Source organism: Streptomyces sp. NBC_01276 (genome assembly GCF_041435355.1).
Taxonomy (GTDB): Bacteria; Actinomycetota; Actinomycetes; order Streptomycetales; family Streptomycetaceae; genus Streptomyces.
Genome location: NZ_CP108442.1, coordinates 5,153,996 through 5,174,049, shown reverse-complemented (window position 1 = coordinate 5,174,049; position 20,054 = coordinate 5,153,996). Strand labels below are relative to the sequence as shown.

Genomic DNA, 20,054 nt, shown 5'->3' with positions numbered 1-20,054 from the left:
CCGCGCCGATCGTCGACCTCCGGAGTACCAAGGGTACGTCCACCCCCGGGCATCCCCGAGGGGTTTTCCGGCCCGGCCCCGGACGGCTACTGGACCGGACGGCTACTGGACCGGGTGGCGGAAGCCGATCGTGGGAACGGCCCGGCGGCGCGGGGACGGGGTGGCGCCCGGCGGCACGAGGGCGTCGAGGAAGCCGTAGCGGCCGCGCAGGGCCTCCGGGGCGGTGCGCCACCAGTGGGCCACCTCGGGCCAGCCCGGGGCCGAGAGGGAGCCGCCGAACTCCTGCACCGACAGGGCGGCGGTCAGCCCGGCGAAGGCGAGCCGGTCCGCCAGCGGCCAGCCCGCCAGGCTGCCGGTGACGAACCCGGCGACGTACACGTCCCCGGCCCCCGTCGGATCCAGGGCTTCCACCGTGATCGCGGGGACCTCGGCCGTCTCCCCGGTGCGGCTGTCCACCGCGTACGAGCCCTCCGCCCCCATGGTCACCACCGCGACCGGCACCTTCTCCGCCAGGACCCGGGCCGCGGCGCGCGGACACTCGGTGCGGGTGTAGCGCATCGCCTCGCCCGCGTTGGGCAGGAAGGCCTCGCAGTGCGACAGGTCGGGCAGGGCCCCCAGGTCCCAGCGGCCGGTGTCGTCCCAGCCCACGTCCGCGAAGATCCGCGAGCCGCGGCGGGCCGCCTCGGCGACCCACCCCTCGCCGGGGCCCGCCGCCAGCGAGGCCACCGCGGCGCGGGCCTTCGGGGGACACCAGGGGAAGGGCCCGGGGCCGGTGGGGGGCGGGGCCTCGTGGCCGTGGGAGACCATCGTGCGCTCGCCCTCGTAGGCCATCGAGACGGTGACGGGGCTGTGCCAGCCGGGCACGGTCCGCGACATCGTCAGGTCGATGCCCTCGCCCTGTTCGAGGGCGTCCCAGCAGTATTCGCCGTAGTGGTCGTCGCCGAACGCGGCGGCCAGCGAGGTGCGCAGGCCGAGCCGGGCCAGGGCCGTGGCCATGTTGGCGACGCCGCCGGGGCTGGATCCCATGCCGCGCGCCCAGGACTCCGTGCCGCGCACGGGTGCCGAGTCGAGTCCGGTGAAGATGATGTCGAGGAAGACCGTGCCGGTCAGGAAGACGTCGCAGCCCGGCTCTTGGGGGTCGCGCAAGGGCCCCAGAGGATCCAGCTTGCCCGGGCGGTTGGTGCGGCTGTCCCGACTGGTCACGGTGTGCTCCCCGTTGAGGTGTCTGAAGTGTCGTTTCTGCTTGCGGGTTCACGGGTGGAAAGCTGCCAGCCCTGCCCGTGGCCGGCAGGACCGAAACCCAGTGTGACGCACCTCACCCACAGAACGCTCTTCTCCCCACCCCGGAACCTCCCGCTCCACCCGAGGACCGGTGTCGGCCGCGAGGCTAGGGGGTGTCTGACGGATATCCGCGGCGTCGCGGACATCCGTCAGACACCCCCTAGGGGCGCTTCGGCACCGGGACCCGCACCAGGTCCGCCGCGATCGTCAGCTCACCCTCGAAGCCCGCCGCACGGGCCTCGCGTTCGAACTCCGACGGGTCGGAGTAGCGCTGCGAGAAGTGCGTCAGCACCAGGTGCCGCACGCCCGCGTCCCGCGCCACCCCCGCCGCCTGGCCGGCGGTCAGGTGCCCGTGGTCGGTCGCCAGCCGGACGTCGGCGTCGAGGAAGGTCGACTCGATGACCAGCATGTCGCAGCCCTCCGCCAGCTCGTCCACACCGGAACACAGCCGGGTGTCCATGACGAAGGCGAACCGCTGCCCCGCCCGATGCTCGCTGACCTCGTCGAGGGTGACCGCGCCGAGGTGTCCCTCGCGCTGGATCCGGCCCACGTCGGGTCCCTTGATCCCGTGCCGCGCGAGCAGCTCCGGCACCATCCGGCGCCCGTCCGGCTCGGTCACCCGGTAGCCGAAGGACTCCACCGGGTGCGAGAGCCGCCGGGCCTCCAGGACGTACGGGGGCCCGCCCGCCAGCGTCCCGTCCCGCTCCACCGGCTCCTCCCGGAGCCGGACGGTCTCCCGGTAGGCGGTCGCGTACCGGAGCCGGTCGAAGAACTTCTGCCCCGAGGCCGGGTAGTGCGCGGTCACGGGGTGCGGGACCTGGTCGAGGTTGATCCGCTGGATGACCCCGGCCAGACCGAGGCTGTGGTCGCCGTGGAAGTGCGTGACGCAGATCCGGTTGATGTCGTGCGCGGCGACCCCGGCCCGCAGCATCTGGCGCTGCGTGCCCTCGCCCGGATCGAAGAGGATGCCCTCACCGTCCCAGCGCAGCAGGTAGCCGTTGTGGTTGCGCTGGCGGGTGGGAACCTGGCTGGCGGTGCCGAGGACCACGAACTCTCGTACGGACACGGTCTATCCGGGGGGCCACTGGAGGCCGCGGCCGCCCAGGACGTGGGCGTGCGCGTGGAAGACGGTCTGCCCGGCGCCGGCACCGGTGTTGAAGACGATCCGGTAGCCGTGGCCGTCGACCTTCTCGTCGGAGGCGATCCGCCCGGCCTCGCACAGCACGTCGGCGGCGACGCCCGGCTCGGCCGCCGCGAGGGAGGCGGCGTCGGGGTAGTGGACCTTCGGGATGACCAGGACGTGCGTCGGCGCCTGCGGGTTGATGTCCCGGAAGGCGATGGTCGTCTCGGTCTCGCGGACCACGGTCGCCGGGATGCCCCCCGCGACGATCTTGCAGAACAGGCAGTCCGCCTGCGGTTCCCCGGCCATGGCTGCGCCTCCCGTGAGGTGGATCGGTCGGGGCATCGTAACCGCCCGCGCCCCGGCCACGGACGCCCCGCCCGCCGCCGGGGCGGCACCCCGCGGGGCCCACGGCCCCGCACCGGTCACGGCCGGCGCGCGGTTGCGTCTCCCCCGGGGGGAGACCGCAGGCTGGGGGCATGGACAGCGACACGCTCTATTCCATCGGGGAGTTGTCCCGTCGGACCGGACTGCCGGTGAAGCGGATCCGCTTCTATTCCGACCGGGGCATCGTCCCGCCGGCCGACCGGAGCCCGGCGGGCTACCGGCTCTACGGCCCCGACGCGCTCGCCCGCCTCGACCTGGCCCGCACACTGCGCGAACTCGGGCTCGGCCTGGAGACCGTACGCAGGGTGCTGGACCGGGAGGTGTCCCTGTCCGAGGTCACCCGGGCGCACGCCGACGCCCTGGACGTGCAGATCCGGACCCTGCGCCTGCGTCGCGCCCTGCTCCGCGCGGTCGCCGGACGCGACCGCCCCACCCCTTTGGAGATGAACCTCGTGCACCGGCTCGCCACGCTCTCCCGCACCGAACGCCACCGGCTCGTCACCGACTTCGTCGACGACGCCTTCACGGACCTCCACAACAACCCCGAGTTCGTGACCCTGATGCGGTCCGCCCTGCCCGAACTCCCCGAGGAACCCACGCCCGAACAGGTCGACGCCTGGGTGGAACTCGCCGGACTCTTCCGGACGGCGGAGTTCCGTGACGCGATCCGGCGTACGGCCGAGGACCAGGTGGAAGAGCTCTCCCGAGGGGACGTCCACGCCCTGCACGAGGCCCTCGACCGGGCGATGCGCGAACGGATCGACGAGGCCGGGCGCGCCGGCCTGCTGCCGGCCCCCGCCGCGGGCACGTTCCCGGCCGACCCGCTGGGCGACCTCTACGCCCGCGCGTTCGAGCGTGCCGCGGAGAGCGATCTGCCCCGCTGGCTCCTCGCCCGCCTGCGGACCGGCGCCGACCCGCTCGTGCAGCGCTACTGGAGGCTCCTGGCGACGGTCAACGGCTGGCCCCCGTCGCCCACCCTCGCTCCCGTGCACTCCTGGTTCACCGGGGCGGCGGCGCGATGACGCGCGAGCCGGCGTTCGGCCCGTACGCGGACGCGGAGGGGGCCGGCCGCGTCAGGGCCCTCGTCGAGGACGCCGTCGGTTCCCCCAGCGCCCGGATCGTCGGCGTGGGCCTGACGCCGGCCCCCGGCGCGTACGGCTTCCTGGCGCCGCAGTGGGCCGTGGAACATCCCGGCCGGAGCAGCGGCGCACGTCAGCCGGCCGAGCTGCGCGTCCGCCTGGTGTGTTCCCTGCGGACGCGCGGGGCCCTCCGCAAGAGCGTGATCGCGGCCCTGTGCCCGGAGGGGCCGGCTCCGCACACCTGCCGCGTCCCGTGGACGGCCCTCTGAGACGGGGCCGTCCTACGCCCAGCGCCCCGTGCGCGCCAGCAGGACCGCGGTCGCCGCCGTGCCCGCCGTGGACGTGCGCAGCACCGAGCGGCCCAGCCGGTACGGGCGGGCACCCGCCTGCGCGAAGGCCGCGAGCTCCTCCGGGGACACCCCGCCCTCGGGGCCGACCACCAGCACCACCGAGCCGGCCGCGGGCAGCTCCGCCGTCGCCAGGGCCTCGGAGGCGGCCTCGCGGTCCTCGTGGAGCACCATCGCCAGGTCGGCCTCCGCCAGCAGCGCGGCCACCTGTTTGGTGGACAGCGCTTCGGCCACCTCGGGGAACCGCACCCGGCGCGACTGCTTGCCCGACTCCCGGGCGGTGGCCCGCCACTTGGCCAGGGACTTCGCCCCGCGCTCGCCCCGCCACTGGGTGATGCACCGGGAGGCCTGCCACGGCACGATGGCGTCGACGCCGGTCTCCGTCATCGTCTCGACGGCGACCTCGCCCCGGTCGCCCTTGGGCAGCGCCTGCACCACCGTGATCCGCACGGCGGGTTCGGGCTCCTGCGCGACCCCAGAGACGGAGACGACCAGCCGGTCCTTGCCCTCCGCCGCCTTCACCACGGCGTCGGCCCAGCGGCCGCGGCCGTCCGTGAGGACGAGTTCCTCGCCCGGTTCGAGCCGCTTCACCGACACCGCGTGCCGGCCCTCGGGGCCGTCCAGCACGAACTCCGGCCCCGCGGGGACCTCTTCGACCACGAACACGGGGGCCGTCATGACGCTCTCCTCATCTGCAACACCTTCAACGCACTCTGCGCCTGGGCCAGTTCGGCCGCCAGCACCTCCACCAGCTCCCCGGCGGGCAGCGCCCGCGCCAGCCGGTGCCCCTGCCCGGCCCACAGGGACATGCCCTGCGGGTCCCCGGCCGCGGCGGCGGCCTTGCGCAGCCCCGAGGTCATGTGGTGGATCTGGGGGTACGCGGAAGGGGCGTACGGCCCGTGCTCCCGCATGAAGCGGTTGACCAGGCCCCGGGCGGGGCGGCCGGTGAAGGCCCGGGTCAGTTCCGTGTGACCGAACAGCGGGTCCGTCAGCGCCTTCTTGTGCAGGGGGTGCGCCCCGGACTCCGGGCAGACCAGGAAGGCCGTGCCGAGCTGCGCCGCCTCCGCGCCCGCCGCGAGCACCGCCGCGATCTGCGCCCCGCGCATCAGCCCGCCCGAGGCGGTGATCGGGAGGGCCACGGCCTCGCGGACCTGCGCCACCAGGGCGAGCAGGCCGACGCCCGCCGTGCCGTCGGTCTGCGGGTCGTCGCGGAAGGTGCCCTGGTGTCCGCCGGCCTCGACGCCCTGGACGCACAGGGCGTCGGCGCCCGCCTCCTGGGCGGTGCGGGCCTCGTCGGCGGAGGTCACGGTGACGACGGTGTGCGTGCCGACGGCGCGCAGGCGCCCGATCACGGTGGGCGCGGGGCAGCCGAAGGCGAAGGAGACCACCGGGACGGGGTCCTCCAGCAGGATCGCCAGCTTGGCCTCGTAGCCGTCGTCGCAGGTGCCGATGATGTCCTCTTCGGCGAGCGAGACCTCGTACCAGCTCGCCTCGCCGGCCAGCTGGCCGCGGTAGGCCTCGACGGCGGCCGGGTCGACGTACCCGGTCTGCGGCAGGAAGAGGTTCACTCCGAAGGGCCGTCGGGTGAGGCCGCGGAGCTGTTTAATCTCCTGGTACATGCCGTCGGCGGTCTTGTAGCCGCCGGCCAGGAAACCGAGCCCGCCGGCCTCGCACACGGCGGCGGCGAGCGGCGGGCAGGAGGCGCCGCCCGCCATGGGAGCCTGCACGATCGGGTACCGGGGGAGACCGTTCGGCGCGGAGGACATGGACTGCATCGTGCCACGTCCCGCGCACCGGACCGAATCACGGCAATTCGCCTGGCATAGTCCAGTTCCCTCCGGCCGCGAGGAAAGCGCGGAGCCCGGTCCGGGGCGTCCCCGGACCGGGCTCCTGCGTGCTGCCGCGGGCCGGTCAGCGGCCGTTGAACGCGTCCTTCAGGCGGCTGAAGAGCCCCTGCTGGCCGGGGGCGAACTGGCCCGTCGGGCGCTCCTCGCCACGCAGCTTCGCGAGCTGGCGCAGCAGGTCCTCCTGCTGGGGGTCCAGCTTGCCGGGGGTGGTGACCTCGACGTGGACGATCAGGTCGCCGCGCCCGCCGCCGCGCAGGTGCGTGACGCCCCGCCCGTGCAGCGGGATCGCCTGGCCGGACTGGGTGCCGGGCCGGATGTCGATCTCCTCCATGCCGTCCAGCGTCTCCAGCGGGCACTTGGTGCCCAGGGCCGCCGCCGTCATGGGGATGGTGACCGTGCAGTGCAGGTCGTCCCCGCGCCGCTGGAAGGTCGGGTGCGGCAGCTCGTGGATCTCCACGTACAGGTCGCCGGCGGGGCCGCCGCCGGGGCCGACCTCGCCCTCACCCGCGAGCTGGATCCGGGTGCCGTTCTCGACACCGGCGGGGATCTTGACCGTCAGGCTGCGGCGGGAGCGGACCCGGCCGTCGCCCGCGCACTCGGGGCACGGGGTCGGGACCACGGTGCCGAAGCCCTGGCACTGCGGGCAGGGACGCGAGGTCATGACCTGGCCCAGGAAGGACCGGGTGACCTGCGAGACCTCACCGCGGCCGCGGCACATGTCACAGGTCTGCGCGGAGGTGCCGGGGGCGGCGCCCTCGCCCGAGCAGGTGGTGCAGACGACGGCCGTGTCGACCTGGATGTCCTTGGTCGTGCCGAAGGCGGCCTCGTCCAGTTCCAGGTCCAGACGGATCATGGCGTCCTGGCCGCGGCGGGTCCGCGAGCGCGGGCCGCGCTGCTGGGACTGGCCGAAGAAGGCGTCCATGATGTCCGAGAAGTTGCCGAAGCCGCCCGCGCCGAAGCCGCCCGCGCCGCCGCCGCCCGAGGAGGACAGCGGGTCGCCGCCGAGGTCGTAGACCTGCTTCTTCTGCGGGTCCGAGAGGACCTCGTAGGCGGCGTTGATCTCCTTGAAGCGCTCTTGCGTCTTGGGATCGGGATTGACGTCCGGGTGCAGCTCGCGCGCGAGCCGCCGGAAGGCCTTCTTGATCTCATCCTGGGACGCGTCGCGGCGTACGCCGAGTACGGCGTAGTAGTCCGTGGCCACTTACGACTCCGCCAGGATCTGTCCGACGTAACGTGCCACTGCGCGTACCGCTCCCATCGTTCCGGGGTAGTCCATGCGGGTCGGTCCGACCACGCCGAGTTTGGCGACTGCTTCGCCGCCCGAACCGTAGCCGACGGACACGACCGACGTGGAGTTGAGTCCCTCGTAGGCGTTCTCGTGCCCGATCCGTACGGCCATCCCCGACTCCCCCGCCTCGCCCAGCAGCTTGAGGAGCACGACGTGCTCCTCGAGCGCTTCGAGCACCGGCCTGATCGTCAAGGGAAAATCATGTCCGAAGCGAGTGAGGTTGGCGGTGCCGCCGATCATCAGCCGCTCCTCCGCCTCCTCGGCCAGCGTTTCGAGAAGGGTCGCCAGGACGGCCTTGACGGTCGCCCTGTCGTCGATCTCGAACGACTCCGGAAGGTCCTGCACGAGCTGCGGCACGTCGGTGAACCGACGGCCGACGACCCGGCTGTTCAGCCGCGCCCGCAGGTCGGCGAGGGAGGTCTCACCGAAGGGCGTCTGGGTGTCGACGAGCCGCTGCTCGACCCGCCCGGTGTCCGTGATCAGTACGAGCATCAGCCGGGCCGGGGCCAGCGACAGCAGCTCGACGTGCCGGACGGTGGAGCGGGTCAGCGAGGGGTACTGGACGACGGCGACCTGCCGGGTGAGCTGCGCGAGCAGCCGCACCGTGCGGCCGACCACGTCGTCGAGGTCGACGGCGCCGTCGAGGAAGTTCTGGATGGCCCGCCGCTCGGGCGTCGACAGCGGCTTGACCCCCGCCAGCTTGTCGACGAAGAGGCGGTAGCCCTTGTCGGTGGGGATCCGGCCGGCGCTGGTGTGGGGCTGCGCGATGTAGCCCTCCTCCTCCAGCACGGCCATGTCGTTGCGCACGGTGGCGGGCGAGACGCCGAGGCGGTGGCGCTCGGTGAGGGCCTTGGAACCGACCGGCTCCTCCGTCCCGACGTAGTCCTGGACGATGGCGCGCAGCACTTCGAGCCTGCGTTCACTGAGCATCGCGCACACCTCCGGATGCGGTCGGTCGTCGGTCGGTCGTCGGTCGGTCGTGGGGTTCGCGGGCGGCGGGCCCGCCGCCGGCGGTCCGCCGGAGCTTCCCCCGGGCCCTGGTTGGCACTCCGAGCGCCCGAGTGCCAGAGATCCCCCGGTCAGTGTACGGCCGGGTAGTACACCGGGGGCAAGGGCGGCCCGCCAGGGTAGCGTCGCCCCATGGACGTACGTTGGGAAGAGGCGGGCTGGGAACGGCTGACCGGGCGGGCCGGCCGGCGGCGGCTCCCGGTGTGGGACTGCACGGTGGGACTGGTGGTGGGGGACGAGTCGGTGCTCCTGATCGACCCCGGATCCTGCGTGCGCGAGGGGGCCCTGGTGCGGGCCGAGGCGGAGCGGCTGACGGGCCGGCGCGTGACCCATATCGCATTCACACACGGACATTTCGACCACGTGCTGGGCGGCCCGGCCTTCGAGGGCGCCCGGTTCTACGGGGCGGTCGGCCTCGACCGGCTGCTGGCGACCCCCGGCGGCCGTGAGGAGCTGCGCGTGAGCGCGGTCAGCCAGGGCCTGGACGAGGCGGAGGCGGCCGAGGCGGCGGGCCTGCTGCGGGCGCCGGAGCACCTGGTGTCGGGCGAGTGGACGCTGGAGCTGGGCGGCGTACAGGTACTGCTGGCCAACGTCGGGCCCGCGCACTCGCAGCACGACCTGACGGTCCTGGTGCCGGGCGAGCGGGAGGTGGTGTTCTGCGGGGACCTGGTGGAGGAGTCGGGCGAGCCCCAGGCCGGCACGGACGCGGTGCCCGGGCAGTGGCCCGCCGCCCTGGACCGCCTGCTCGCGCTGGGCGGGGACGACGCGCTGTACGTGCCGGGTCACGGAGCGGTGGTCGGTGCCGGCTTCGTGCGTGCCCAACACGACACACTGGCGGACCTGTTCGGCGTGTCGCGGACCTGACGGCGGCGGTTCTCCTAGTGTCGGCCGGATGCGCGAGTACTCCCCCGACCTGACCCCGCAGTGGAAGCGTGCCAAGGCCGTGCCGGAGGTGGCCGCGGACCCCGATCTGGTGGTCGAGGTGGCGGGCACCGACTTCTGCGGTGCGGTGGTGGCGTGCGAGGCGGGCACGGTGACCCTGGAGGACCGTTTCGGCAAGCGCCGGGTCTTCCCCCTGGAGCCGCGCGGCTTCGTGCTGGACGGCGCCGTGGTGACCCTGACCCGCCCGTCGCGGGCACCCGCCGCGCCCGCCCGTACGGCCTCGGGCTCGCTGGCCCTCCCGGGGGCGCGGGCCCGGGTGGCGCGCGCCGGACGGATCTACGTGGAGGGCCGTCACGACGCCGAACTGGTGGAGCGGGTCTGGGGTGACGACCTGCGCATCGAGGGCGTGGTGGTGGAGTACCTGGAGGGCGTCGACGACCTCGCGGCCGTGGTGGAGGAGTTCGCCCCCGGGCCGGACGCCCGCCTCGGCGTCCTGGTGGACCACCTGGTGCCGGGGTCGAAGGAATCCCGGATCGCGGCATCGGTCACCTCCCCGGACGTGCTGGTGGTGGGTCACCCGTACGTGGACGTCTGGCAGGCGGTGAAGCCGTCCGCGCTGGGCATCCGGGCGTGGCCCGAGGTGCCGCGCGGCCAGGACTGGAAGACGGGCGTCTGCCGGGCCCTGGGCTGGCCGGAGAACACCGGGGCCGCCTGGCAGCACGTCCTGTCCCGCGTCACGTCCTACCGCGACCTGGAGCCGACCCTGCTGGGCCGGGTGGAGGAGCTGATCGACTTCGTCACGGCGCCCTGACCCGGTCTACGGCAGGGTGGCGAACTCCGTGGTGTCGAGCGTGACGCCGAGGACGTCGAGCGGGACCGGCTCACCGAACTTGCTGGTCCGCGCGCCCCGGTAGTCGGCTTCCTCTCCGGCACCGAAGGGCTCGGTGAGCACCACGCACGTGGCCTGGAAGGGGTCGATGATCAGATAGGCGGGAATGCCGCCGGCCGCGTAGATGGAGCGCTTCGTCACGTAGTCGCGCAGCTTGCTGGTCTTGGAAACGACCTCGACCACCATCGCCAGGGCGGCTGCGGGCAGGAGACGGCCCGACTCCGGCGCCGCCTCGCTCGGCAGGACGACGAGGTCCGGCTGCGGCTCCGACGATTCCCCCGGAATATCCACGTCCTGCGTCTGGAGCGGGTACCAGCGGTCCATGGGGATCTGCCGCTGCACGAACATGACGATCAGGTTGTGGACCACGTCCGGCCCCGCCATCATCACGATTTCACCCCTGAGGAGCTCGACCTTGACCCCCTCGGGAGCCTCGAAGCTCTCGAAGTACTCGGTCATCCGGCGATCGTCCACAGCGGTCATCTCCGTGCCCTCCACTTCTGCCGCCGGGCTTGCGGCAGAAGGCTACGAACAGGCTAGGCCGCACCTGCCCCGATCCGCAGCGATTCACTCCGTGGAGTGGTCAGTCCACCAGGTCCCGCACCACCGCGTCGGCCAGCAGCCGCCCGCGCAGGGTCAGCACCGCGCGCCCCGCACCGTACGGGGCCGGCTCCAGCAGCCCGTCCGCCAGCGCCTTCCCGGCGGCCGCCAGGCCGGCCGGGGCCAGCAGCGACAGCGGGACGCCGTCGACCAGCCGCAGCTCCAGCAGGATCCGCTCCACGCGCCGGTCCTCCGCGGACAGCAGCTCGCGCCCCGCGCCGGGGGAACGGCCCTCCGCGAGGGCCGCGGCGTAGGCACCGGGGTGCTTCACGTTCCACCAGCGCACCCCGCCGACGTGCGAATGGGCGCCCGGGCCCGCGCCCCACCAGTCGGCCCCGCGCCAGTACAGCTCGTTGTGCAGGCAGCGGCCGGCCTCGGTCGTGGCCCAGTTCGACACCTCGTACCAGGAGTACCCGGCCTCCGCCATGACGGAGTCCGCGATCAGGTACCGGTCGGCGTGGACGTCGTCGTCGGTCATCGGGACCTCGCCGCGGCGGATCCGGCGGGCCAGCTGCGTGCCCTCCTCGACGATCAGGGCGTAGGCGCTGACGTGGTCGGGCCCGGCGCCGATGGCCGCGGCCAGGGAGTCGCGCCAGTCCTGGTCCGTCTCCCCCGGCGTGCCGTAGATCAGGTCCAGGTTGACGTGCTCGAAGCCCGCCGCGCGGGCCTCCGCGACGCAGGCCTCGGGGCGGCCGGGGGTGTGGGTGCGGTCGAGCACCTTCAGGACGTGCTGCTTCGCGCTCTGCATGCCGAAGGAGATCCGGTTGAAGCCGCCCTCGCGGAGCTCCGCGAGGTACCGCGGGTCCACGGACTCCGGATTGGCCTCGGTGGTGACCTCGGCGTCCTCGGCCAGCCCGAACTCGTCGCGGATCGCCGCGAGCATCCGGACGAGGTCGCGGGCGGGCAGCAGCGTGGGCGTGCCGCCGCCGACGAAGACGGTCCGCACGGCCCGGGGGTCGTCCCCGAGCACCTTGCGGGCCAGGCGGACCTCGTCGATCAGGGTGTCGGCGTAGTTCTCCCGGGAGGCGAGCACCCCGCCGGTCCCCCGCAGCTCGGTGGCCGTGTAGGTGTTGAAGTCGCAGTACCCGCAGCGCGTGGCGCAGTACGGGACGTGCAGGTAGAACCCGAGCGGCCGGTCCCCGGCACCCGCCAGGGCGTGCGACGGCAGCGAGCCGTCTTCGGGCATGGGTTCACCGTCGGGCAGTGCGGAAGGCATGGGCCCATTGTCCCGCACTGCCCCAAGGTCGTTTCCCGCGTCGGGCCGGGCGCCGGTCAGGCCTCCCGGGAACCCGCGTACATCTCGTCGATGAGGTGCTTGAACTCACGCTCGACGACCGGGCGCTTCAGCTTGAGGCTGGGCGTCAGGTCGCCGTGCTCGACGTCCAGGTCGCGCGGGAGGATCCGGAACTTCTTGATCGTCTGCCAGCGCTGGAGGCCCTCGTTCAGGGTCTGGACGTAGGTCTCGATCAGGCGGTCGGTCTCCGGCGCGGCCAGGACCTGGGCGTACGACTTGCCCTCCAGGCCGTTCTCGGCGGCCCAGCCGAGGATCGCCGGCTCGTCGAGGGCGATCAGGGCCGAGCAGAAGTTCCGGTCGGCGCCGTGCACGACGATGGTCGACACGTACGGGCAGATCGCCTTGAAGTGGCCCTCGATCTCCGCCGGGGCGACGTACTTGCCGCCCGAGGTCTTGATCAGGTCCTTCTTGCGGTCGGTGATCCGCAGGTACCCGTCGGGGGACAGCTCGCCGATGTCGCCGGTGTGCAGCCAGCCGTCGCTCTCCAGCACCTCGGCGGTCTTGTCGGGCTGCCCGTGGTAGCCCTGCATGATGCCGGGGCCGCGCAGCAGGACCTCGCCGTCGTCGGCGATGCGGACCTCGGTGCCGGGCAGCGGCTTGCCGACGGTGCCGGTGCGGTAGGCCTCGCCGGGGTTGACGAAGGAGGCCGCGCTGGACTCCGTCAGGCCGTAGCCCTCCAGGATGTGGATGCCCGCGCCGGAGAAGAAGTAGCCGATCTCGGGGGCGAGGGCGGAGGCGCCGGAGACGGCGGCCCGCAGCTTGCCGCCGAAGGCCTCGCGGAGCTTGGAGTAGACGAGCGCGTCGGCGATCCTGTGCTTGGTGGCGAGGCCGAAGGGGGCGGTGGCCTGGCCCGTGCGGCGGAAGTTGTCCTGGGTGACCTTGGCGTACTCGCGGGCGACGCCGACCGACCACTGGAAGATCTTGTACTTGGCCCCGCCGCCGGCCCGCGCCTTGGCGGCCACGCCGTTGTAGACCTTCTCGAAGATGCGCGGGACGGCCGCCATGTACGTCGGCTGGACCACCGGCAGGTTCTCGATGATCTTGTCGATCCGGCCGTCGACCGCGGTGACGTGCCCGACCTCGATCTGCCCGGAGGTCAGCACCTTGCCGAAGACGTGCGCCAGCGGCAGCCACAGGTACTGGACGTCGTCCGAGTGGATCATGCCCGTGGCCACGGTGGCCTTGGCCATGTACGACCAGTTGTCGTGCGGCAGACGGACGCCCTTGGGGCGGCCGGTGGTGCCGGAGGTGTAGATGAGGGTGGCGAGCTGGTCGGCGGTGATGGCCGCGATCCGCTCCTTGACCGCCTCGGGGTGCTTGGCCAGGTGCTCGTTGCCGAGCGCCTCCAGGTCGGCGAGGGAGAGGACCCAGCCCTCGGGGTCGCCGTCGGCGCCGACGGCGTCGGCCGCGTCCAGGACCACCACGTGGGCGAGGTTCGGCAGGCCGGCGCGGCGCTCGCGGGCCTTCGCGAGCTGCTTGGCGTCCTCGGCGATCAGCACCCGGCTCTCGGAGTCCGCGAGGATGTACGAGGACTCCTCGGCGTTGGTGCTGGGGTAGATCGTGGTGACCGCGCCGCCCGCGCACATCACGCCGAGGTCGGACAGGATCCACTCGACCCGGGTGTTGGAGGCGAGCGCGACCCGCTCCTCCGGGCGCAGGCCCAGGGAGATCAGGCCCGCCGCGATGGCGAAGACCCGCTCGGCCGCCTGCCCCCAGCTCAGCGACTTCCAGTCGTCCGGACCGCCCTCGGGGCCGGCCGCGGGCACCGGGAAGCGGTAGGCCTCCGCGTTCGGTGTGGCGGCGACGCGGTCAAGGAAGAGGGCCGCCACGGTGGGCGGGCGGTTCTCGATCAAGGTCTGTGTGTCGCTCACGACATCCTCCGGACCGGTCCACGCGGCAGGGCGTGGGCGTGGGGGCGCTTTGGGACGGGCGGGTGGTGCTGGCACCTTTTTGAAACTGGCGAGTAACCATCGAGCAGTGATCAGCGTAGAGGCCGTGCGCCCGGCGCGTAAGAGCCTCCGAGCGGCCGCTTCATAACGAAAAGGGCCCCCATGCGTGCGCATGTGGGCCCATTCGTCCGACTTGGGGCGAGGGTGGTTCTTGACCCGCCCTTGGCGACCGCTTGACACGGCCGCCTCCGACCGCTGTCGGTTACCGGCCGGTTACTTCTTCTTGCCGCCGGACTCGTCGCTGGAGAGGACGGCGATGAAGGCCTCCTGCGGGACCTCCACGGAGCCGACCATCTTCATCCGCTTCTTGCCTTCCTTCTGCTTCTCCAGCAGCTTCCGCTTACGGGAGATGTCACCGCCGTAGCACTTGGCGAGGACGTCCTTGCGGATGGCGCGGATGGTCTCGCGGGCGATGACGCGCGAGCCGATGGCCGCCTGGATCGGCACCTCGAACGCCTGCCGCGGGATGAGCTCGCGCAGCTTGGCGACGAGGCGCACGCCGTAGGCGTAGGCGGCGTCCTTGTGCGTGACGGCGGAGAAGGCGTCGACCTTGTCGCCGTGGAGCAGGATGTCGACCTTGACCAGGCTGGAGGACTGCTCGCCGGTGGGCTCGTAGTCCAGCGAGGCGTAGCCGCGCGTCTTGGACTTCAGCTGGTCGAAGAAGTCGAAGACGATCTCCGCGAGGGGGAGGGTGTAGCGGATCTCGACCCGGTCCTCGGAGAGGTAGTCCATGCCGAGCAGGGTGCCGCGGCGGGTCTGGCAGAGCTCCATGATCGCGCCGATGAACTCGCTGGGCGCGAGGATCGTGGCCCGCACGACCGGCTCGAACACGTCCGAGATCTTGCCCTCGGGGAACTCGCTCGGGTTGGTGACGGTGACTTCCTTGCCGTCCTCCAGGACCACCCGGTAGACCACGTTGGGCGCGGTCGCGATCAGGTCGAGGCCGAACTCGCGCTCCAGGCGCTCGCGGACCACGTCCAGGTGGAGCAGGCCGAGGAAGCCGACGCGGAAGCCGAAGCCGAGGGCCGCCGAGGTCTCGGGCTCGTAGACGAGCGCGGCGTCGTTGAGCTGGAGCTTGTCCAGCGCCTCGCGCAGGTCCGGGTAGTCCGAGCCGTCGAGCGGGTAGAGGCCGGAGAAGACCATCGGCCGCGGGTCCTTGTAGCCGCCGAGGGCCTCGGTCGCGCCGTTGTGCAGGCTGGTGATGGTGTCACCGACCTTGGACTGACGGACGTCCTTCACGCCGGTGATGATGTAGCCCACCTCGCCGACGCCGAGGCCGTCGGAGGAGGTCATCTCCGGGGAGGAGACGCCGATCTCCAGCAGCTCGTGCGTGGCGCCGGTGGACATCATCCGGATGCGCTCGCGCTTGTTGAGCTGGCCGTCGACGACACGGACGTAGGTGACGACGCCGCGGTACGAGTCGTAGACCGAGTCGAAGATCATCGCGCGGGCCGGGGCGTCCTTGACGCCGACCGGGGCCGGGACGGTGGCGACGACCTTGTCGAGCAGGGCGTCGACGCCGAGACCGGTCTTCGCCGACACCCGCAGGACGTCCTCGGGCTGGCAGCCGACCAGGTTCGCGAGCTCCTCGGCGAACTTCTCCGGCTGCGCGGCCGGCAGGTCGATCTTGTTGAGGACCGGGACGATCGCGAGGTCGTTCTCCATCGCCAGGTACAGGTTGGCGAGGGTCTGGGCCTCGATGCCCTGGGCGGCGTCCACCAGCAGGATCGTGCCCTCGCACGCCGCGAGGGAGCGCGAGACCTCGTAGGTGAAGTCGACGTGACCGGGGGTGTCGATCATGTTCAGGATGTGCGTGCTGCCCTTGCCCGCACCCTCGGTGGGTGCCCAGGGCAGACGGACCGCCTGCGACTTGATCGTGATGCCGCGCTCACGCTCGATGTCCATGCGGTCGAGGTACTGAGCGCGCATCTGCCGCTGGTCGACGACACCGGTGAGCTGGAGCATCCGGTCGGCGAGCGTCGACTTGCCGTGGTCGATGTGCGCGATGATGCAGAAGTTGCGGATCAGCGCCGGGTCGGTACGGCTCGGCTCGGGCACGTGGCTGGGGATCGCGGGCACGCAGTGTCCTGATTCTCGGGGCGCAGTCGGAAGCGGTCTCTTCAGCGAAGGTCGGATCTCGTCGCCTTCGGCTTCGTCGGCGCGATGTCGGATCTGTACGCAGGCTCCCATGGTCCCATGGACGGGGCAGTGCGCTCGGTTTGGGCCGGTCGGAGCGCGCCTGGTAGCCTGGGCAGCTGTGTCTCGTATGCCCTCTCAGCTGTCGGGACACAATCCGAAGATCAAACTCTGAACCTGAAAAGGCTCTTTCGTGGCGAACATCAAGTCCCAGATCAAGCGGAACAAGACGAACGAGAAGGCGCGCCTGCGCAACAAGGCCGTCAAGTCCTCGCTCAAGACCGCGATCCGCAAGGCCCGCGAGGCCGTCCTCGCCGGTGACGTCGAGAAGGCCACCGTGGCTTCCCGCGCCGCCGCGCGTGCGCTCGACAAGGCTGTCTCGAAGGGTGTCATCCACAAGAACGCCGCCGCCAACAAGAAGTCGGCGCTGGCCTCCAAGGTTGCCACCCTCCAGGGCTGAGCTCCTGATGTGAATCGCCGGTAGGGAACCAGCGGGCCCTCTCTCCCGCTCCCTCGCCGGCACACCGCGCCGCACGCGGCCTGCGTTCGCCACGCGGGTGCGGCGCAAGCATCTTCACAGCATCACCCCGGTCACCGACCGGGTGACTGACGGCCCACCCGGCCCCACCGGGTGGGCCGTCCGCATTTCCGGGTCGGCCCCCTTCACCGCGCTCCGGCCCTCTGGGACACTGCTGGCGACGTGGCTCCGGGGAGAAGGGCGGACCTTGAACGCCGTGCTCATAGTGCTCGTGGTCCTGGGATTCGGAGCGTTCTGGGCGCTGCGGCGGCTGCGCCTGTACCCGTGCCGCATGAGCGAATGGCGCTACGCCTTCGCCGCCGCGCACCGTGACCAGCGCGAGGCCCTGCACCGCACCCGTGTGAACAGGCGGGCCGTGGAGGGCGAGCAGCGGCGGCACCTGGCACGGGCGCGGGAGCACGTCGAGGGGATCGAGCAGCGGGGCCGGCACGAGGCCCGGACCCTGAAGGCGGAGCGGCAGCGGTTGCTGCGGCCGGGGTGGGGCGCGGCCGTGGGACCCCGTCTGGGACAGCTCCGGCTGCACCAGCACGTCCTGCTGTTCATGAAGGAGGCTCCCGAAGGCGAGGAGGCTCCCACCGGGATCGACGAGACGCTCCCCCTGGCCGACCTCACCGTCAGCTTCTCGGACGCCCGCGAGCACCTCTTCCTCCACGTCACCCGGCAGGACGGCACCCACCGCACCGCCTCGTACGCGCGGGCCGACCACCGCGAGACGACGGTGCGGCACTTCTGCGACCGGATCCACAACCAGGTGCTGGCGGCCAGGGCCTTCCGGGAGACGGCGCGGGAACGCACCGCCGAGATCGACACCGAGCTCCAGCAGCTGGAGTCCGACACCGCGGCGCGGCGGGACCAGGCCCGCATGGAGGCCACGGCCCTCGGCGAGACGCAGCGGGCGGACCCCCGCCTGCTGCGGGCCCTCGCCGACTGGGAGGCGGAGTGCGACGTCTGGCAGAAGCTGACCGGACACCGGCCCCGCGCGTCCTGACGCCGCGGCCGGGGTGCCCGGCGGACCCCCCGGCGGACCGGGGGCGGGCGGGGCCGGGAGGCCGACGCCAGCAGGACCTGGCGGCGCCGGGGGCGGGACCTGGTGCGATGGCCGGAATGGCGTGCCGGGCGCCGTGACCCGGTGGACCTTCCGGTCAGAGCACTAGCGGCGCTGGGGGCGGGCCGCGCGGGCCACGGCCACGACGGCCTTCTCCAGGGCGTACTCGGGGTCGTCCCCGCCGCCCTTGACGCCCGCGTCGGCCGCGGCCACGGCGCGCAGGGCGTCCGAGACCGCGTCCGCCGACCAGCCCCGCATCTGCTGACGGACCCGGTCGATCTTCCACGGCGGCATTCCCAGGTCCCGCGCGAGGTCGCCCGGACGGGCGCCGCGCGGGGCGGAGGCGAGCTTCCCGATCGCCCGGACCGCCTGGGCCAGCGCGCTGGTGATCAGCACCGGGGCCACTCCCGTGGACAGCGACCAGCGCAGGGCTTCCAGGGCCTCGGCGGCCCGCCCCTCCACCGCACGGTCGGCGACCGTGAAGCTGGAGGCCTCGGCCCGGCCCGTGTAGTAGCGGCCGACCACCGCCTCGTCGATGGTGCCCTCGACGTCCGCGCACAGCTGCGCCGCCGCGCTCGCCAGCTCCCGCAGGTCGCTGCCGATCGCGTCGACCAGGGTCTGGCAGGCCTCCGGGGTCGCGGAGCGCCCCAGCGCGCGGAACTCGCCCCGCACGAACGACAGCCGGTCCGCGGCCTTCGTCATCTTCGGGCAGGCGATCTCCCGGGCCCCGGCCTTGCGGGCCGCGTCCAGCAGACCCTTGCCCTTGACCCCGCCGGCGTGCAGGAGGACCAGGGCAATCTCCTCGTACGGCGCGGCGAGGTAGGCCTTGACCTCCTTCACCGTGTCCGCGCCCAGGTCCTGCGCGTTGCGGACGATCAGGACCTTGCGCTCGGAGAACAGCGAAGGGCTCGTCAGCTCCGCCAGCGTGCCGGGCTGGAGCTGATCGGACGTGAGGTCCCGCACATCGGTGTCGGCGTCGGCCGCGCGGGCCGCCGTCACGACGTCCCGCACGGCGCGGTCGAGCAGCAGGTCCTCCTGCCCCACCGCGACGGTGAGCGGGGCAAGCGGTTCGTCGGTGGAGTTCTTCCTGGTGGCCATCGCCCCCAGCATCCCACGCCGCACCGACAGTGCCCCGCGCCCGGTGCCCGAGAATGGTCGGGTGAACGAGCGACACGTACTGGTCCTGCCCGACCGCGACGCCGCCGAGGAGGTGGCCCAGGAGGCCGTCGACCGCTTCGGCCTGCCCGAGGAACCCCAACTGGTCCGCGACGCCCTCGCCGGAGAGGACGACGCCGAGGACGCCCAGTGGCTGGTGGTCGTCGAGGACCCGCAGGAACGGCTGGAGGCGGCCTCGCTGGACGAGCTCGCCGCCGAGTACGAGGGCTGGCTGGAAGCCCCGTAGGGCGGGCCCTACGCCTTGTGGACGATCTGCACGTCCAGCTCCACTTCCACGCTCGAACCGATCGCCGCGATCCCCTGCGCCAGGACCGACTGCCAGTTCAGGCTGAAGTCCTCGCGGTGCAGTTCGGCCGTGGCACGGCAGGCGGCGCGCGGTTCGCCCTCCAGGCCCGTGCCGTTGCCCAGGTACTGGGTGTCGAGGGTCACGGAGCGGCTGACACCGTGCAGCGTCAGGGCTCCCGCGACCGCCCAGCGGCTGCCGCTGCGGTGGATGAACCGCTCGCTGTAGAACTCGACCGTCGGGTACCGGGCGGCGTCGAGGAAGTCGGCGGAGCGCAGGTGGTCGTCCCGCATCCGCAGACCCGTGTCGATGCTCGCCGCGTCGATGATGACGTGCATGGAGGAGTCCTCCATGCGCTCGGCTATCCGTACCGCGCCGGCGAAGGTGGTGAACCGGCCGTGGATCCTGGCGAAGCCGATGTGCCGGGCCGTGAAGCCGATCGAGGAGTGCGTCGGGTCGAGTTCCCAGTGGCCGGGCTGCGGCAGCAGCGGCGGCTCCACCGCGTCCAGGATGATCTCCGCGGTGCCGGGCTGCGCCGGGTCCCCCACCAGCGTGGCACCGTGGAACGGCGCGTACCCCTCCGCGGTGACCGAGAGCCGGTACTCCCCCTCCGGCATGGCCGCCGTGAACCCGCCGTAGGGGTCTGTCTCCCCGCTGACGACCCGTCTTCCGATCGGGTCGGTCACCTCGAACTTGGCCTGGCGGATGGGCTGGTGGACCGTATCGAGCACCCTGCAGCTCAACAACCGCGCCGTGGGCGGCAGTGAAAGGGTCGCGGATGTGTGCGAGCCGGCGCTCCCCGCCGTCTCCATCCCCCGTCTGCGACCGAACATGGCTAATGCACCCCCGTGCTGTGTGGACTTGGACCGTTCTGGCGAAGACGCATTCGATCATGCTGTCGGGTT

20 protein-coding genes are annotated in these 20,054 nt (G+C 72.5%); 7 read left to right on the top strand and 13 right to left on the bottom strand.

Annotation, left to right across the window (positions count from 1 at the left end; genetic code table 11):
- Positions 1 to 102 precede the first annotated feature (102 nt).
- From OG295_RS23165 to OG295_RS23155, 3 genes are all read right to left on the bottom strand, one after another.
- The gene (locus OG295_RS23165; protein ID WP_371678594.1) at positions 103 to 1,203 is read right to left on the bottom strand and encodes a carbohydrate kinase family protein; all 1,101 of its coding nucleotides are present in this window, start codon (positions 1,201 to 1,203) and stop codon (positions 103 to 105) included.
- A gap of 238 nt (positions 1,204 to 1,441) precedes the next feature.
- Complete coding sequence (locus OG295_RS23160) at positions 1,442 to 2,347, bottom strand: ribonuclease Z (protein WP_371678593.1); 906 nt, start codon at positions 2,345 to 2,347, stop codon at positions 1,442 to 1,444.
- Between the two features lie 3 nt (positions 2,348 to 2,350).
- Positions 2,351 to 2,710, bottom strand: a complete 360-nt coding sequence (locus tag OG295_RS23155) for a histidine triad nucleotide-binding protein (RefSeq protein WP_371678592.1) — start codon at positions 2,708 to 2,710, stop codon at positions 2,351 to 2,353.
- Between the two features lie 170 nt (positions 2,711 to 2,880).
- Here OG295_RS23155 and OG295_RS23150 point away from each other — a divergent pair, with 170 nt between their 5' ends.
- Together OG295_RS23150 and OG295_RS23145 are read left to right on the top strand one after the other, a co-directional pair.
- Positions 2,881 to 3,810, top strand: a complete 930-nt coding sequence (locus OG295_RS23150; RefSeq protein WP_371678591.1) for a MerR family transcriptional regulator — start codon at positions 2,881 to 2,883, stop codon at positions 3,808 to 3,810.
- Complete coding sequence (locus OG295_RS23145) at positions 3,807 to 4,136, top strand: hypothetical protein (RefSeq protein WP_371678590.1); 330 nt, start codon at positions 3,807 to 3,809, stop codon at positions 4,134 to 4,136. Before OG295_RS23150 ends, OG295_RS23145 begins: the two co-directional genes overlap by 4 nt.
- A 12-nt stretch (positions 4,137 to 4,148) precedes the next feature.
- On the opposite strand, the gene OG295_RS23140 is transcribed toward OG295_RS23145, so the two are convergent.
- From OG295_RS23140 to hrcA, 4 genes are all read right to left on the bottom strand, one after another.
- Entirely contained in the window at positions 4,149 to 4,892 is a 744-nt protein-coding gene (locus OG295_RS23140; RefSeq protein ID WP_371678589.1) for a 16S rRNA (uracil(1498)-N(3))-methyltransferase, read from the bottom strand.
- Positions 4,889 to 5,980 (bottom strand): nitronate monooxygenase, encoded by a 1,092-nt coding sequence (locus OG295_RS23135; protein WP_371678588.1) that lies wholly within the window; start codon positions 5,978 to 5,980, stop codon positions 4,889 to 4,891. Before OG295_RS23135 ends, OG295_RS23140 begins: the two co-directional genes overlap by 4 nt.
- Before the next feature lie 145 nt (positions 5,981 to 6,125).
- Positions 6,126 to 7,262, bottom strand: coding sequence for a molecular chaperone DnaJ (dnaJ, locus tag OG295_RS23130; protein ID WP_266838944.1), 1,137 nt, complete (start codon positions 7,260 to 7,262; stop codon positions 6,126 to 6,128).
- Entirely contained in the window at positions 7,263 to 8,279 is a 1,017-nt protein-coding gene (gene hrcA, locus OG295_RS23125; RefSeq protein ID WP_030226948.1) for a heat-inducible transcriptional repressor HrcA, read from the bottom strand. It abuts the gene before it with no gap.
- 210 nt (positions 8,280 to 8,489) lie between these two features.
- On the opposite strand from hrcA, the gene OG295_RS23120 reads away from it, so the two are divergent.
- Positions 8,490 to 9,221 carry an MBL fold metallo-hydrolase gene (locus OG295_RS23120; protein WP_371678587.1) on the top strand — a complete coding sequence of 244 codons (732 nt, stop codon included), beginning with the start codon at positions 8,490 to 8,492 and terminating at the stop codon, positions 9,219 to 9,221.
- Between the two features lie 28 nt (positions 9,222 to 9,249).
- Positions 9,250 to 10,050, top strand: a complete 801-nt coding sequence (locus tag OG295_RS23115) for a DUF3097 domain-containing protein (protein WP_371678586.1) — start codon at positions 9,250 to 9,252, stop codon at positions 10,048 to 10,050.
- A gap of 6 nt (positions 10,051 to 10,056) precedes the next feature.
- Here OG295_RS23115 and OG295_RS23110 read toward each other — a convergent pair whose 3' ends face one another.
- The 4 genes from OG295_RS23110 to lepA all read right to left on the bottom strand — a co-directional run bounded on the left by OG295_RS23110 (position 10,057) and on the right by lepA (position 16,050).
- A complete protein-coding gene (locus tag OG295_RS23110; RefSeq protein WP_371678585.1) occupies positions 10,057 to 10,611 on the bottom strand; it encodes a Uma2 family endonuclease in 555 nt (184 codons plus the stop codon).
- A 100-nt stretch (positions 10,612 to 10,711) separates the two neighbouring features.
- Complete coding sequence (gene hemW, locus OG295_RS23105; RefSeq protein WP_266838951.1) at positions 10,712 to 11,944, bottom strand: radical SAM family heme chaperone HemW; 1,233 nt, start codon at positions 11,942 to 11,944, stop codon at positions 10,712 to 10,714.
- Positions 11,945 to 12,000: 56 nt separating this feature from the next.
- Complete coding sequence (locus OG295_RS23100) at positions 12,001 to 13,893, bottom strand: long-chain fatty acid--CoA ligase (RefSeq protein ID WP_371678584.1); 1,893 nt, start codon at positions 13,891 to 13,893, stop codon at positions 12,001 to 12,003.
- A gap of 291 nt (positions 13,894 to 14,184) precedes the next feature.
- Positions 14,185 to 16,050 carry a translation elongation factor 4 gene (gene lepA / locus OG295_RS23095; RefSeq protein ID WP_030226936.1) on the bottom strand — a complete coding sequence of 622 codons (1,866 nt, stop codon included), beginning with the start codon at positions 16,048 to 16,050 and terminating at the stop codon, positions 14,185 to 14,187.
- A 250-nt stretch (positions 16,051 to 16,300) separates the two neighbouring features.
- On the opposite strand from lepA, the gene rpsT reads away from it, so the two are divergent.
- A complete protein-coding gene (gene rpsT / locus OG295_RS23090; protein ID WP_266788134.1) occupies positions 16,301 to 16,567 on the top strand; it encodes a 30S ribosomal protein S20 in 267 nt (88 codons plus the stop codon).
- Positions 16,568 to 16,841: 274 nt separating this feature from the next.
- Positions 16,842 to 17,633: a hypothetical protein gene (locus OG295_RS23085; protein WP_371678583.1), complete on the top strand. Its 792-nt coding sequence runs from the start codon at positions 16,842 to 16,844 to the stop codon at positions 17,631 to 17,633.
- 162 nt (positions 17,634 to 17,795) lie between these two features.
- On the opposite strand, the gene holA is transcribed toward OG295_RS23085, so the two are convergent.
- Entirely contained in the window at positions 17,796 to 18,788 is a 993-nt protein-coding gene (gene holA / locus OG295_RS23080) for a DNA polymerase III subunit delta (protein ID WP_371678582.1), read from the bottom strand.
- Between the two features lie 61 nt (positions 18,789 to 18,849).
- On the opposite strand from holA, the gene OG295_RS23075 reads away from it, so the two are divergent.
- The gene (locus OG295_RS23075) at positions 18,850 to 19,092 is read left to right on the top strand and encodes a hypothetical protein (protein ID WP_371678581.1); all 243 of its coding nucleotides are present in this window, start codon (positions 18,850 to 18,852) and stop codon (positions 19,090 to 19,092) included.
- 8 nt (positions 19,093 to 19,100) lie between these two features.
- Here OG295_RS23075 and OG295_RS23070 read toward each other — a convergent pair whose 3' ends face one another.
- Positions 19,101 to 19,982, bottom strand: coding sequence for a YceI family protein (locus tag OG295_RS23070; protein ID WP_371678580.1), 882 nt, complete (start codon positions 19,980 to 19,982; stop codon positions 19,101 to 19,103).
- Positions 19,983 to 20,054: the final 72 nt, after the last annotated feature.

Bases quoted from the DNA above. Each gene is read 5' to 3' on its own strand.
- OG295_RS23155 (WP_371678592.1), bottom strand. From the start codon at position 2,710: ATGGCCGGGGAACCGCAGGCGGACTGCCTGTTCTGCAAGATCGTCGCG.
- OG295_RS23150 (WP_371678591.1), top strand. From the start codon at position 2,881: ATGGACAGCGACACGCTCTATTCCATCGGGGAGTTGTCCCGTCGGACC.
- OG295_RS23145 (WP_371678590.1), top strand. From the start codon at position 3,807: ATGACGCGCGAGCCGGCGTTCGGCCCGTACGCGGACGCGGAGGGGGCC.
- OG295_RS23140 (WP_371678589.1), bottom strand. From the start codon at position 4,892: ATGACGGCCCCCGTGTTCGTGGTCGAAGAGGTCCCCGCGGGGCCGGAG.
- OG295_RS23135 (WP_371678588.1), bottom strand. From the start codon at position 5,980: ATGTCCTCCGCGCCGAACGGTCTCCCCCGGTACCCGATCGTGCAGGCT.
- hrcA (WP_030226948.1), bottom strand. From the start codon at position 8,279: ATGCTCAGTGAACGCAGGCTCGAAGTGCTGCGCGCCATCGTCCAGGAC.
- OG295_RS23120 (WP_371678587.1), top strand. From the start codon at position 8,490: ATGGACGTACGTTGGGAAGAGGCGGGCTGGGAACGGCTGACCGGGCGG.
- OG295_RS23115 (WP_371678586.1), top strand. From the start codon at position 9,250: ATGCGCGAGTACTCCCCCGACCTGACCCCGCAGTGGAAGCGTGCCAAG.
- OG295_RS23110 (WP_371678585.1), bottom strand. From the start codon at position 10,611: ATGACCGCTGTGGACGATCGCCGGATGACCGAGTACTTCGAGAGCTTC.
- hemW (WP_266838951.1), bottom strand. From the start codon at position 11,944: ATGCCTTCCGCACTGCCCGACGGTGAACCCATGCCCGAAGACGGCTCG.
- holA (WP_371678582.1), bottom strand. From the start codon at position 18,788: ATGGCCACCAGGAAGAACTCCACCGACGAACCGCTTGCCCCGCTCACC.
- OG295_RS23070 (WP_371678580.1), bottom strand. From the start codon at position 19,982: ATGTTCGGTCGCAGACGGGGGATGGAGACGGCGGGGAGCGCCGGCTCG.